The organism is Propionicimonas sp. T2.31MG-18, assembly GCF_964266745.1.
Taxonomy (GTDB): Bacteria; Actinomycetota; Actinomycetes; order Propionibacteriales; family Propionibacteriaceae; genus Propionicimonas.
In genome coordinates, this window is sequence record NZ_CAXWGX010000012.1 from 67614 (window position 1) to 80155 (window position 12542).

Here is a 12542-nt window from a genome sequence, read left to right on the forward strand (position 1 = left end):
TGTTCGGCCCAGCAGGGTGGGAGTCACCGCACCGGGCTGCTCAGCCCGGGGTTCCGAAAGGGGTTACGGGCGCGTCAGGACGCGCAACACATCGAACCGGCGGGGTTATTCCCCAGCGCGGACACCACGAAGGCGGGCTCGACCATGGGCGAGACCCTAACACGGCAGCATCCGGATCCGTGCACGGCCCGTTCGAGGGGTGGACGGACGGCGTTGGCACGGAACTGCGGCCAGGCGCTCGGCGCTTCGCTCGATCACGGGGGCGACCGGTGCCGGGCCGCGCCTTCGTGGGAACCCCGGGCAGTGGCGCTCCGGTCCGGAACGGGCGCCGCCCGTGCCGGACGCGGGCAGCGGCCCTCGGTAAGCTGCGGGGCGTGCCACCAGGAACGGCGGGAGAGGCGGCGACCCGGTCGCCCGGGGCCCCCGGGAGTCGTCGCGGGGATCGCCGTGCCCGCCGGGAGTGGCGACGCGCGCGCTGGGCCGGCTGGCGGGCCGACGTGGCCCGTGCGTGGGAGTACCGCCCCGTCCGCCGCGGGCTGCTGGGCTCCGCGCTGTTGTTCGTCGGCTCGCTGACGCCCGCCTACCTGCCGCAGAACAGCCCGTGGTGGGACCCGATGCGTGCCCTCGGCCTGGACAACCCGGTGGCAGAGACCTTCGGCACGGCGCTGGTCGTCGCCGGTGTCGCCCTGCTCGTCGAGGCGTGGTTCCGGCTGCGTCCGAGCCTCTACCACGAGGTCAAGCACTGGCCGATCACCCTGCTGTGGAGCCTTCCTCTGCTGCTGGCGCCGCCGATCTTCAGCCACGACGCGTACGCCTACGCCGCGGAGGGCTGGCTCCTGCGCAACGGGCTGAACCCCTACACCAACCCGATCTCCGTACTCCCTGGGCCGTTCGCCGACCAGGCAGCGTGGCTGTGGCGCTACACGACAGCGATGTACCCGCCGCTCAGCCTGGAGATGTTCCACGGCCTGGTCATCCTGGCCGGCAACAACCCGTACTACTCGGCGATGGCCATGCGCATCCCGGCGCTGCTCGGGGTGGCGCTGATCGCCTACTACCTGCCGCGCCTCGGCCACCGGATGGGTGCCGACGTGCAGATGGTCGCCTGGTTCTCGACGGTGAACCCGCTGGTGATCATCGACTTCGTCGGCGGGGCGCACAACGACGCCCTGATGATGGGCCTGGTCGTGCTCGCCCTGTGGTGGGCGTACAACGGCAAGTTCTGGTGGGCGGCGGCGCTGGTCGGGGTGGCGGCCTGCATCAAGCAGCCGGCCATCCTCGCCTTCTACCCTGTCGCGCTGATCGGTCACCCCTGGCGGACGTTCCGCTGGCGGGACACCTCGCGCGCGCTCTGGCGGCTGAGCCTCTCCCTCGGCGTGGCGGTCGCCACCTTCGTGGCGATCTCCCTGGCCACAGGGCTGGGCTTCGGCTGGGTGTCGGCGGCCGATGTCCCGGGCAAGGTCGTGACCCTCGCCCCGTTCACCCTCGTCGGGGCGGGCCTGAAGTACCTGCTGGAGTTCCTCGGCCAGCCCGCGGCGGGCCAGGTGGCCATGGACGTGCTGCGCTACCTCGGGCTGCTGCTCACGGTGGTCGGCATCGGCTGGCTGGCCCTCACCGTCGGCCGGCGGCGGCCGGTCACCTTCCTCAGCTGGGCCTACCTGCTGTTCGCCTTCGGCGGCATCGCCCTCAACAGCTGGTACCTCACCTGGGGCGGCCTGCTGCTGCCCCTGACCAAGCCGACCGAGCGCATCACGGGCACGGCGGTCACGCTGACCACGGTGCTGCTGGCCTACGGTGCCGGCAACCTCGCCTGGCGCAACGACGCGTTCGCCCTCGGCTTCGCCGGCCTCGCGCTGATCCTCGTCCTGCTGTACCGGCACGGGCAGGACCGCAAGCTGCACCTGGCGTCCGCCGGGGGAGGGACCCAGAGCCCGTGAGCGACCAGGAACTGCTCGTGGACGTGGTGGACGGCGTCGCGCACGTCCGCCTCAACCGCCCCCGGCAGATCAACGCCCTCACGGTGCCGATGATGCACACCCTGGACCGGGTGCTCGACGAGCTGGCCGGCGACGACGCGGTGGCCTCCGTCGAACTGACCGGCGCGGGGGACCGCGGGCTGTGCGCGGGTGCGGACGTCCGGGCGCTGCGCGAGCGCGCGCTGGCGGGCAGCGGCGTGCGGGAGTTCTTCGACGCCGAGTACGGGGTCGACCTGAAGATCGCCGGCTTCCCCAAGCCGTACCGGGCGGTCATGACCGGCATCACGATGGGCGGCGGGCTCGGCCTGAGCGCGCACGGCTCGCACCGTGTCGTGGACGCGACCAGCCGGCTCGCCATGCCGGAGACGCAGATCGGGCTCTTTCCCGACGTGTTCATGACCCCGCTGCTGGCCCGGATGCCCGGGGAGGTGGGCACGCACCTCGCGCTGACCGGAGCGTCGGTGAACGCCGCGGACGCGCTCCGCCTCGGGCTCGCCGACGAGGCCTCCGGCCCGTTGCCGGCCCCCGACCCCGGGCTGGCGGGGGAGTGGATCGACGAGTGCTACGCCGGGAACGACCCGGCGGTGATCCTGGCCCGGCTCGAGGAGCACCCGTCGGCCGGGGCGCGGGCGGCCGCCGCGGAGCTGCGCCGGCGCAGCCCGCTGTCGGTGGCGGTCAGCCTCGAGGCACTCCGCAGGGCCGCGACGATCACCGCGCTGCCCGACCTCCTGCCGCAGGAGCTCGCGCTCGCCGTCCGCCTCTCGACCGGGCCGGACTTCGCCGAGGGCGTCCGCGCCCAGCTCGTCGACCGTGACCGGTCGCCGCGCTGGTCGCACGCGCGCGTCGAGGACGTGCCGCGCGACGAGGTCCTCGGTTACTTCGCCCCCCTGTGACCAGACGCCGCCCGCCGGGTCAGCGGTCGGCGTAGTCGACGACCACGGGGGCGTGGTCGCTCATCCGGGCGTCGTAGTTCGCCGCGCGGTCGGTGCCGGCGGCGGTGGCTGCGGCCGCCAGGGCCGGCGTCGCCAGCTGGTAGTCGATCCGCCAGCCGGTGTCGGTGGTGAACGCGTTGCCCATCCAGCTCCACCACGAGTAGGGGCCGTCCTCGCCGGGGTGCAGGCGGCGCACCACGTCCACCAGCCGCCGCGGGCCGAGGACCGAGCCGAACCACTCCCGTTCCTCCGGCAGGAAGCCGACGCTGCGGCCGTTGGTACGCCAGTTGCGCAGGTCGAGCCGGGTGTGGGCGATGTTGAAGTCGCCCATCACCAGGAACTCCCTGCCCTGCTCGCGGGCGCGCAGCCGCGCGCGGGTGAGGTAGGGACGGAAGGAACGCAGGAACCGCAGCTTCCTGGTGTAGCGGGCGAGTTCGGCCGCGCTGTCGTCGGCTCGCCCGCCCTTGGGCAGGTACAGCGAGCCCACGGTGAGCCGCCAGCCGTTGAGGTCGAGGTCGGCCTCGACGTAGCGGCCCTCGGCGTCGAAGGCCGGGTTGCCGAAGCCCTCGCGGATCGCGAGCGGCGCGGCCCGGCTGAGCAGTGCGACGCCGTTGCGCCCCGCGCGGTCCCCGGGGTGGTAGCAGTAGTGGTAGCCGGCCAGCGCCTCCGGCGGCACCAGGTCCGAGGGGGCACGCACCTCCTGGAGGGCGACGAGGTCGCAGTCGCGGGTGGCCAGCCAGTCGGCGAACCCGCGGCGCACGGCTGCCCGGATGCCGTTGACGTTGACGGTGGCGACCCGCATCAGCAGTTGCGCCCGCGCGCCGCGACGGGCCACGTCCCGCCGGACGACAGGTGGTACTCCCGGGCGAGGTTCACCGTGTTGCACACGTGGTTGGGAACCACGAGCACCCGGCTGCCGAGGGCGGGCAGCGGCCCCGGCCAGCTGATCGTCGAGTGGTGCTCCGACAGCGCGACCACGCGCGCGTCCGGCTCGCCGAGCACCCGCCCGTAGCCGGACGCCCACCCGGCGCGGTCGGCCCCCAGCGCCTTGCTTCCGGCGTCGGTGACCACGCGACCGCCGGCCAGCGACACGACGGTTGCCACGACGGTGAGCGCGACCTCGTCGAACCCGATCGTGCCGAGCTCCACCTGCTGGGCGTCCCCGAACACGTACACGCCGGGCCGCAGCTCGTCCACGACCCCTGGCCCGGCGAACGCCACCGACGGGGTGGAGCCCCCGCTGGTGACGCCGGCCGGCACGCCGGCGGCGGCCATCGCCCGGGCAGCCTCGGCCAGGGCAGCCGCCTCCTCCTGCGCCGCTCCCCGGCCCGCGCCGGGGGCGTAGCTGTGGCCGGGGAAGGTGAAGGCGCCGCGGACGGTCAGCCCTGAGCCGGCCAGCGCAGCGGCGAGGGTGCCCGCGTCGGCCGGGCGGACGCCGGTGCGGTGGTGGCCGGAGTCGACCTCGACCATCACCTCCAGCGGTAGCCCGGCGAGGTTGGCCCCTGCCACGGCGGAGTCGCAGCCCACGGCCAGCCGCACGCGGCCGGCGAGGGCCCGCAGCCGGGACGCCGCGTCCGCGTCCACCCACAGCGGGTAGGCGATGAACAGGTCGGTGACACCGGCGTCGGCGAAGACCTCGGCCTCGCCGATGGTCGCCACCGTGAGGCCGTCCGCGCCCGCCGCCAGCTGGCGGCGTCCGACCTGCGGGCACTTGTGGGTCTTGGCGTGCGGCCGCAGGCGGGCGCCGGCCGCACCCGCACGCTGCGCCATCGCCGCGATGTTCCGGTCGAGGACCTCGACGTCCAGCCGGAGGTGGGGGGTGTCGCCCATGCCGGGCTCAGCGGTAGTTGTCGAACTGCACGGCGACGCCGAGGTCGGCGTCGCGGACGAGCTTCTGCACGGCCTGGAGGTCGTCCCGCTTCTTGGAGAACACGCGCAGTTCCTCACCCTGCACCTGGGTGCGCACGCCCTTGGGGCCCTGGTCGCGGATCAGCTTGGAGATCTTCTGCGCGGTCTCCCGGTCGATGCCCTGCTTGACGGTGGCGGTCAGCTTCCACAGCTTCCCCGACAGCCGCGGCTCCCCGGCGTCGAGGGCCAGCAGGTCGATCTTTCGGCGCACGAGCATGGTCTGGAACACGTCGAGGATCGCCTTCACCCGCTCCTCGCCGTTGGCCTCCATCTCGATCGCCTCACCCGACCACCGGATGGACGCGTCCACGTTCTTGAAGTCGAAGCGGGTGCGCACCTCCTTGGCGGCCATGTTCAGGGCGTTGTCCACCTCCTGGTGGTCGACCTTGCTGACGATGTCGAACGAGCTCTCTGCTGCCACCTGCGTCTCCTGCCTCCGGGTACCGCCCAATGCCACCAGAATCCCAGCCCGGACCGCAATCGGAGCCCGCCCGCCCCGATTCGTTGCCGGGACGCTGTTTTGCTACAGTGTCCGGGCACGGCAGGTTGCCCGAGTGGCCAAAGGGAGCGGTCTGTAAAACCGTCGGCTAAGCCTACGTAGGTTCGAACCCTACACCTGCCACGCGCGAGGCCCCTGATCAGGTATCACCCCTGGTCAGGGGCCTTTTCCTGGCTCAGTGACGGGGCGTGGGCACCGGTCATCGCCGTCACGTCGAGGGCGGTCGCGAGCTGCTCCTCGCTGAGTTCTCCGCGGTCCACGTGGCCGAGGTCGCGCACGGCGTCGGCGATCGTCAGTCCGCGCTTCACCGCGTGCTTGGCGATCCGCGCCGACGCCTCGTAGCCGATCAGCCGGTTCAGCGGCGTGACGATCGACGGCGAGGATTCGGCGAGGACGCGGCAGCGCTCGACGTCGGCCTCGACCCCGTCGACGCAGCGCGTGGCCAGCAGCCGCGACACGTTCGCGACGAGCGTGACCGACTCCAGCAGGTTCCGCGCCATCACCGGAAGCATCACCAGCAGGTCGAAGTTGCCCTGGGCACCGGCGAAGGTGATCGCCGCGTCGTTCCCGATCACCTGGGCTGCCACCATCACGGTGGCCTCCGGCAGCACAGGGTTCACCTTGCCCGGCATGATCGAGGACCCGGGTTGCAGGTCGGGAAGGCGGATCTCGGCCAGCCCCGTCCGCGGCCCGGAACCCATCCAGCGCAGGTCGTTGGCGATCTTCACCAGCGACACGGCGACCGTCCGCAGGGCGCCGGACGCCTCGACGAGCGAGTCCTGGGCGGCCTGGGCCTCGAAGTGGTTGGCCGCCTCGACCAGGGGGAGACCGGTGTGTTCCGCGACAAGGGCGATCACCCGGGGCGAGAAGCCCGGCGGGGTGTTGATGCCGGTGCCCACGGCCGTTCCGCCCAGCGGGAGCTCGGCCAGGCGCGGCAGGGTGCCGCGCACGCGGTCGATGCCGTGGCGCACCTGCGCGGCGTAGCCGGAGAACTCCTGCCCGAGCGTGATCGGGGTGGCGTCCATCAGGTGCGTCCGGCCCGCCTTGACCACCCCGGCGAACTCCGTCGACTTCGCCTCCAGCGCGGCGGCGAGCACGTCCAGGGCGGGCAGCAGTTCCCCGGTCACGGCCCCGACGGCCGCGATGTGGATCGAGGAGGGGAACACGTCGTTGGACGACTGCGAGGCGTTCACGTGGTCGTTGGGGTGCACCGGCTCACCCAGGCGGCGCGTCGCCAGCGTCGCGACCACCTCGTTGGCGTTCATGTTGGAGGACGTCCCGGAGCCGGTCTGGAAGACGTCGACCGGGAAGTCCCCGTCGTGGTCCCCTGCGATCACCTCGTCCGCGGCGGCGACGATCGCGTCCGCCACCCGTCGGGGGAGCACGCCGAGTTCGGCGTTCGCGATCGCGGCTGCCCGCTTGATCTCGGCCAGCGCGGCGATGTGGTGGCGCGACAGCCCGCGTCCCGAGATCGGAAAGTTCTCCACCGCCCGCTGGGTCTGCGCAGCGTAGAGCGCGTCCGCAGGGACCCGCACCTCGCCCATCGTGTCGTGCTCGATCCGGTACTCCATCGCCTGCTCCTCTCCTCCCCTCCCACCCTAGGTCGGCCGACGGGGCCGGTCTGGAGGGTGCGGGGGCGACGATCTAGAGTGCGGCCATGGCGCCCACGATGGCCGAGCTGGCCGACAGCATCCTGCTGGCGACGGACGCGATCCCGGCCGGGCGCGTGAGCACCTACGGCGACGTCGCCCGGGTGGTCGGCTGCGGGCCCCGACTCGTGGCCAGGGTTCTCGCCGGCAGCGGGGGAGAAGCCTGCTGGTGGCGGGTCGTGCGCGCCGACGGGACGATCGCCGCCCACCTGGTGGCGGAGGGGACGGCCCGCCTGGTGGAGGAGGGTGTCGCGGTGCGGGCGGGGCGCGTTGACCTGGCCAGATTCCGGGCCGAGCTCGAATGACACCGCCGCCGCGCCGTCCCGCTCCGGACCCGTCCTCGGGCTCCACCGTCGTGCCGGGGGCTCCCCTGCCGCACCCGGCCACGTCCGTGCCGTTCCCGTCCCCGGTCCCGCCGGGCACCGGCTGGCCCGGCGATCCGGCCACGGCGGCCACGCCGGTCGCCCACGACCCGGCGGAGGTTGCCGCTCTGGCGTCCGGGTGCGACCTGGCCGGGCTGAGCGCGAGGGTCAGCGTGTGCCGGGCGTGCCCGCGGCTCGTGGCGTGGCGCGAGGACGTCGCCGTGCACAAGCGCGCCGGCTTCGCCGCCGAGCCCTACTGGGGACGCCCCGTCGCGGGCTGGGGCGACGCGGACCCCCGGCTGCTCGTGCTCGGGCTCGCCCCCGCCGCCCACGGCGGCAACCGCACCGGCCGCGTCTTCACCGGCGACCGCAGTGGCCACTGGCTGTTCGCCGCGCTCCACCGCGCAGGGCTCAGCCGGACGCCGGACTCCGTGGACGCCGCCGACGGGCAGGCGCTCGACGGCGCCCGGATCGTCGCAGCGGTGCGGTGCGCCCCACCGGACAACCGCCCCACCCCGGAGGAGAGGGACGCGTGCGCCCCATGGCTGGCGGCAGAGCTGGCCCTGCTGCCCCGGGTCCGCGTCGTCGTCTGCCTGGGCGGCTTCGCCTGGGACGCGGCACTGCGCCTGCTGGCGTCGACCGGACGGGTGGTTCCCCGCCCCCGGCCGCGGTTCGGCCACGGCGCGGTCGCGCGGATCGGCGACACCACGCTGGTCGGCTGCTACCACCCGAGCCAGCAGAACACCTTCACCGGACGGCTCACCCCGGCCATGCTGGACGACGTGCTGACCACGGCTCTCCGGCTGGCGGCGGCCCCTCCCGGAGCCGACGGTCCGGCCGATTTGGGGGGCGCGCCGGATTGAGGTAGTGTCAACCCCCGTCCGGCCCCTATAGCTCAGTCGGCAGAGCGTCTCCATGGTAAGGAGAAGGTCTGCGGTTCGATTCCGCATGGGGGCTCTGAGTTCGGACGACGGAGTTACCGCCCGTCAGCCAGCGATCCTGGAGTCCGAACTGGGGCGGGATAGCTCAGGCGGTAGAGCAAGCGGCTCATAATCGCTGTGTCGCGGGTTCAAGTCCCGCTCCCGCTACCGAGCGAGTTGGCAGACGTAGGGAAAGAGGAATCCGATGGCCAAGAAGCAAGCCGACATCCGGCCGAAGATCACCTTGGCGTGCACCCAGTGCAAGGAACGCAACTACATCACCAAGAAGAATCGGCGCAACGACCCCGATCGCATGGAGTTGAAGAAGTTCTGCCCCAAGTGCCACACGCACACCGCGCACCGCGAGACCCGCTGAGTCCTCGCACGCCGAGCCGCCCGCACCGCGGGCGGCTTTGTCGTTCTCCGGGCCGGTACGGCAACTGCTGACGTCCCGCCCGTGCCCGGGTTGGGTAGGTTCTCCTCGCACGCCGAAGAGGAGGCTCCGATGGCCGAGGTCCTGCTGTTCCACCACGCCCTGGGGGTGACGCCCGGCGTCCGCGCCTTCGCGGACACGCTGGCCGCCGACGGCCACACCGTCCACCTCCCCGACCTCTTCACCGGGCACACCTTCACCACGATCGACGACGGCCTCGCCCACGTGGAGCGGATCGGCGGCTTCGGCGAGGTCCTCAACCGCGCGGCGGCCGCGGCCGAGCCGTTGCCGGACGCGCTGGTGTACATCGGCTTCTCCCTCGGGGTGGTGGGGGCGCAGATGCTCGCCCAGACGCGTCCCGGTGCCCGGGGCGCCGTCCTGTGCTACTCCTGCGTGCCGGCCGACACCTTCGGGCGCTGGCCCGACCACGTGCCGGTCCAGGTGCACGGCATGGACGCCGACCCGCTGTTCGTCGACGAGGGCGACCTCGACGCCGCCCGCGAGCTGGTCGCCTCCGGTGCGCCGGCGGAGCTGTTCCTCTACCCGGGCGACCAGCACTACTTCGTCGACGCCGACCTGCCGTCCCACCGGCCAGAGGCGGCGGAGCTGCTGACCCGCAGGGTGAGGCAGTTCCTCGCGGACGTCGGCGGCCCGTTAGCCTGAGCGCATGCCGATCAGCGAAGACCACGTCGGGCGCACCTACCCGGCCACCGCTGCCTACCAGGTGAGCCGCGCCAAGATCGCCGAGTTCGCCGCAGCCCTCGGGGACGCGGCCTGTCCCGCCTACGGCGGCGACGACGCCGTCGCGCCGCCGACCTTCGCTGTGGTGCTCTCCTCGGCGGCCTGGGACGCGATGTTCGCCGACCCTGAGCTCGGCCTCAGCCTGAGCCGGACCGTCCACGTCGACCAGCGCTTCGCGTGGCGGCGTCCGCTGCGGGCCGGCGACGAGGTCACCGCGACCCTCACCATCGAGAAGGTCCGCGCACGGGGGGCGACCGCGATCATCACCATCGCCGTGGACCTGGCGACGACGGCGGGAGAGCCCCTGTGCACGGCGACGTCCACCCTGATGCACACCGCGCAGGAGGCGGCATGACCACGCTCGAGGCGACCGAGGGCCAGGCGCTGGCCGGCTTCACCCGCACCTTCACCCGCGCCGACCTGGTGCGCTACGCCGGCGCGTCCGGCGACTTCAACCCGATCCACTGGTCCGACGCCGCTGCCGCGTCACTGGGGCTGCCGGACGTGATCGCGCACGGCATGCTCACCATGGGCACGGCGCTGCGCGTGGTCACCGACTGGGCGGGCGACCCCGGACGCGTCCTGAGCTACTCGGTCCGCTTCACCAAGCCCGTGGTCGTGCCGGCGGACGGCGGGGCGGACGTGCGCTTCGCCGGCACCGTCACGAAGGTGGCAGACGGGGTGGCGACGGTGGCCATCGAGGCCGTGTGCGGCGACACCAAGGTGCTCGGTGCGGCGGTCGCGGAGGTCCTCCTTGGCTGAGCGCCTCGCCGACCACACCACGCTCCGCACGGGCGGGGAGGCGAGGACCTGGGTCGAGCCGGAGTCCGAGGCCGAGCTGATCGAGGTCGTGCGGACGGCGGACGCCGCCGGCGTCCCGCTGCTGGTGCTCGGCGGCGGCTCCAACGTCGTGGTCGCCGACGCCGGGTTCGACGGCACCGTGGTGCACACCGGACGGCTGCGCGGCGTCCACACCGACGACGTCGCCGCCTGCTCCGGCGCCTTCATGACCGTCGCGGCGGGCGAGCCCTGGGACGCCTTCGTCGCCACGACGATCGCGACGCGCCAGGTCGGCATCGAGGCCCTGTCCGGCATCCCCGGGCTGGTGGGCGCGACGCCGATCCAGAACGTGGGCGCCTACGGCCAGGAGGTCAGCCAGACGATCGCCCGGGTGCGCGTGTTCGACCGGGCGGGACAGCGGGTGGTCACCCGCAGTGCCGTCGAGTGCCACTTCGGCTACCGGAGCTCGCTGTTCAAGGCCGTCCCCGACCGCTTCGTGGTGCTCACGGTGAGCTTCCAGTTCCGCCTCGGCACGCTGTCCACGCCGATCCGGTACGCGGAACTGGCCCGCACCCTCGGTGTCGAGCCCGGAGCGCGGGCGCCGATGACCGAGGTGCGCGAGGCCGTGCTGGCGCTGCGCCGCGGGAAGGGCATGGTGCTGGACCCCGAGGACAGGGACACCTGGAGCGCGGGCAGCTTCTTCACCAACCCGGTGGTGGAGCCGGCGGTCGCCGACGGGCTGCCGCGCGAGGCACCGCGCTACCCGCAGCCCGACGGACGGGTGAAGACCAGCGCGGCGTGGCTGATCGAGCACGCCGGGTTCAGCCGTGGCTACGGGTCGGGCCTGGCGCGGCTGTCGACGCGCCACACGCTGGCGATCACCAACCGCGGGGGCGCGACGACGGCGGACGTGCTCGCGCTGGCGGCCGAGATCAGGGACGGCGTCGAGCGGGCCTACGGAATCCGTCTGGTGCCCGAGCCGGTGCTGATCGGCGCGGGGCTCGACACGTAGACTGGCCCGCGGCCCGTGAAAGGAAGACAACCCGTGAGCATCCTGGCGAACATCCCCCTGGCGCCGCGCGACCCGATCCTCGGCCTGACCGAGGCCTTCGTCGCTGACACCCGCCCGGGCAAGGTGCACCTGGGCGTCGGGGTCTACCTCGGGCCGGACGGGAAGATCCCGCTCCTGGACTGCGTCCGCACGGCAGAGGCCGCGCTCGCCGCGTCGCCCGGGCCGCGGGGCTACCTGCCGATCGACGGGCTGCCGGCCTACACCAGGGCCGTCCGGGAACTCGTTTTCGGCGCGGACTCCGAGCCGGTCACCTCCGGCCGCGTGGTCACCGTCCAGGGGCTGGGCGGCACCGGCGCGCTGAGGATCGGGGCCGAGTTCCTGCGCCGCACGGACGCCGCCCCCACCGTCCTGATCTCCGACCCGTCCTGGGAGAACCACCAGGCGCTGTTCACCCGCGCAGGCTTCGAGGTGCGCAGCTACCGCTACTACGACGCGGCCCGCGGCGGCGTGGACGTCGACGGCATGGTGGCCGACCTGCGCGCCGCTGCGCCCGGCACCGTGGTCGTGCTGCACGCCTGCTGCCACAACCCCACCGGCTACGACCTGGCCGAGGACGAGTGGGCGCGGGTGGCTGAGGTGGTCGTCGAGGCGGGCCTCGTGCCGTTCCTCGACCTCGCCTACCAGGGCTTCGCCCAGGGCATCGAGGCCGACGGGGCCGTCGTGCGCAGCTTCGCTGCGCTGGGCGTCCCGATGCTGGTCGCGTCCTCGTTCAGCAAGAGCTTCAGCCTGTACGGCGAGCGCGTCGGCGGCCTCAGCGTCGTCGCCGCGGACGCGGAGGAGGCCGCCCGGGTGCTCTCCCAGCTGAAGGTGACGATCCGGACCACCTACTCCAACCCGCCCACCCATGGCGCGGCCGTCGTCTCGACCGTGCTGGGCGACCCCGCGCTGCGGGCGGGGTGGGAGCGGGAGCTGGAGGGCATGCGGCTCCGCATCCGCGAAATGCGCGGCGCCATGGTGGAGGCGCTCGCCGCGGCCGGCGCTGCCCGCGACTTCGGCTTCATCGCCGACCAGGTCGGGATGTTCAGCTACTGCGGGTTGTCCGTCTCCCAGATGCAGCAGCTGCGGGAGGTGCACGGTGTCTACGGCACGGACGCGGGCCGCATCTGCGTCGCCGCGCTGAACCCCGGCAACGTCGACACGGTGGCCCGCGCGATCGCCGCGGTGATCGGCTGAGGGGGTCCGCGCCGGTTCGACTTCGCCAGTCCCGACCCGTACAATCCTGTACTTGGTGACCATCACCTGCTCGACCGCGCCCACAAGGCGGCGGTGG

General features: G+C 73.1%; 14 protein-coding genes and 3 tRNA genes. 13 read left to right on the forward strand and 4 right to left on the reverse strand.

Translation table 11 applies throughout. From position 1 onward, the window contains the following. Positions 1-497 precede the first annotated feature (497 nt). The gene (gene mptB / locus ACFQQJ_RS05150) at positions 498-1937 is read left to right on the forward strand and encodes a polyprenol phosphomannose-dependent alpha 1,6 mannosyltransferase MptB (protein ID WP_377104779.1); all 1440 of its coding nucleotides are present in this window, start codon (positions 498-500) and stop codon (positions 1935-1937) included. Continuing rightward, positions 1934-2869, forward strand: a complete 936-nt coding sequence (locus tag ACFQQJ_RS05155; protein ID WP_377104781.1) for an enoyl-CoA hydratase/isomerase family protein — start codon at positions 1934-1936, stop codon at positions 2867-2869. The genes mptB and ACFQQJ_RS05155 overlap by 4 nt, the downstream gene beginning before the upstream one ends. 19 nt (positions 2870-2888) lie before the next feature. On the opposite strand, the gene ACFQQJ_RS05160 is transcribed toward ACFQQJ_RS05155, so the two are convergent. The 3 genes from ACFQQJ_RS05160 to ACFQQJ_RS05170 are packed head-to-tail and all read right to left on the reverse strand — an operon-like array spanning position 2889 to position 5237. Continuing rightward, positions 2889-3710: an exodeoxyribonuclease III gene (locus ACFQQJ_RS05160; RefSeq protein WP_377104783.1), complete on the reverse strand. Its 822-nt coding sequence runs from the start codon at positions 3708-3710 to the stop codon at positions 2889-2891. Further along, positions 3710-4738: an alanine racemase gene (locus ACFQQJ_RS05165; RefSeq protein ID WP_377104785.1), complete on the reverse strand. Its 1029-nt coding sequence runs from the start codon at positions 4736-4738 to the stop codon at positions 3710-3712. The genes ACFQQJ_RS05160 and ACFQQJ_RS05165 overlap by 1 nt, the downstream gene beginning before the upstream one ends. Positions 4739-4745: 7 nt before the next feature. Beyond that, positions 4746-5237 carry a YajQ family cyclic di-GMP-binding protein gene (locus ACFQQJ_RS05170; protein ID WP_377104787.1) on the reverse strand — a complete coding sequence of 164 codons (492 nt, stop codon included), beginning with the start codon at positions 5235-5237 and terminating at the stop codon, positions 4746-4748. A 119-nt stretch (positions 5238-5356) separates the two neighbouring features. Between ACFQQJ_RS05170 and ACFQQJ_RS05175 the strand changes: the two genes are divergently transcribed. Further along, a tRNA-Tyr gene (locus ACFQQJ_RS05175) sits at positions 5357-5438 on the forward strand. A 23-nt stretch (positions 5439-5461) separates the two neighbouring features. Here ACFQQJ_RS05175 and ACFQQJ_RS05180 read toward each other — a convergent pair. Continuing rightward, positions 5462-6886 carry a class II fumarate hydratase gene (locus ACFQQJ_RS05180; RefSeq protein ID WP_377104789.1) on the reverse strand — a complete coding sequence of 475 codons (1425 nt, stop codon included), beginning with the start codon at positions 6884-6886 and terminating at the stop codon, positions 5462-5464. Between the two features lie 86 nt (positions 6887-6972). Between ACFQQJ_RS05180 and ACFQQJ_RS05185 the strand changes: the two genes are divergently transcribed. The 10 genes from ACFQQJ_RS05185 to ACFQQJ_RS05230 all read left to right on the forward strand — a co-directional run bounded on the left by ACFQQJ_RS05185 (position 6973) and on the right by ACFQQJ_RS05230 (position 12445). After that, positions 6973-7269 carry an MGMT family protein gene (locus ACFQQJ_RS05185; RefSeq protein WP_377104791.1) on the forward strand — a complete coding sequence of 99 codons (297 nt, stop codon included), beginning with the start codon at positions 6973-6975 and terminating at the stop codon, positions 7267-7269. Continuing rightward, a complete protein-coding gene (locus ACFQQJ_RS05190; RefSeq protein ID WP_377104793.1) occupies positions 7266-8189 on the forward strand; it encodes a uracil-DNA glycosylase in 924 nt (307 codons plus the stop codon). Before ACFQQJ_RS05185 ends, ACFQQJ_RS05190 begins: the two co-directional genes overlap by 4 nt. Positions 8190-8210: 21 nt before the next feature. Next, positions 8211-8283, forward strand: a tRNA-Thr gene (locus tag ACFQQJ_RS05195). Between the two features lie 58 nt (positions 8284-8341). Next, a tRNA-Met gene (locus ACFQQJ_RS05200) sits at positions 8342-8414 on the forward strand. A 37-nt stretch (positions 8415-8451) separates the two neighbouring features. Beyond that, positions 8452-8622, forward strand: coding sequence for a 50S ribosomal protein L33 (gene rpmG, locus ACFQQJ_RS05205; RefSeq protein WP_377104795.1), 171 nt, complete (start codon positions 8452-8454; stop codon positions 8620-8622). A gap of 129 nt (positions 8623-8751) precedes the next feature. Continuing rightward, positions 8752-9342 carry a dienelactone hydrolase family protein gene (locus tag ACFQQJ_RS05210; RefSeq protein ID WP_377104797.1) on the forward strand — a complete coding sequence of 197 codons (591 nt, stop codon included), beginning with the start codon at positions 8752-8754 and terminating at the stop codon, positions 9340-9342. Between the two features lie 4 nt (positions 9343-9346). Then, on the forward strand, positions 9347-9775 hold the full coding sequence (locus ACFQQJ_RS05215; protein WP_377104799.1) for a MaoC family dehydratase N-terminal domain-containing protein: 429 nt from the start codon (positions 9347-9349) through the stop codon (positions 9773-9775). Then, a complete protein-coding gene (locus ACFQQJ_RS05220; protein WP_377104801.1) occupies positions 9772-10182 on the forward strand; it encodes a MaoC/PaaZ C-terminal domain-containing protein in 411 nt (136 codons plus the stop codon). The genes ACFQQJ_RS05215 and ACFQQJ_RS05220 overlap by 4 nt, the downstream gene beginning before the upstream one ends. Beyond that, positions 10175-11212 (forward strand): UDP-N-acetylmuramate dehydrogenase, encoded by a 1038-nt coding sequence (locus tag ACFQQJ_RS05225; RefSeq protein ID WP_377104803.1) that lies wholly within the window; start codon positions 10175-10177, stop codon positions 11210-11212. Before ACFQQJ_RS05220 ends, ACFQQJ_RS05225 begins: the two co-directional genes overlap by 8 nt. A gap of 33 nt (positions 11213-11245) precedes the next feature. Further along, a complete protein-coding gene (locus ACFQQJ_RS05230) occupies positions 11246-12445 on the forward strand; it encodes an amino acid aminotransferase (RefSeq protein WP_377104805.1) in 1200 nt (399 codons plus the stop codon). Positions 12446-12542 lie beyond the last annotated feature (97 nt).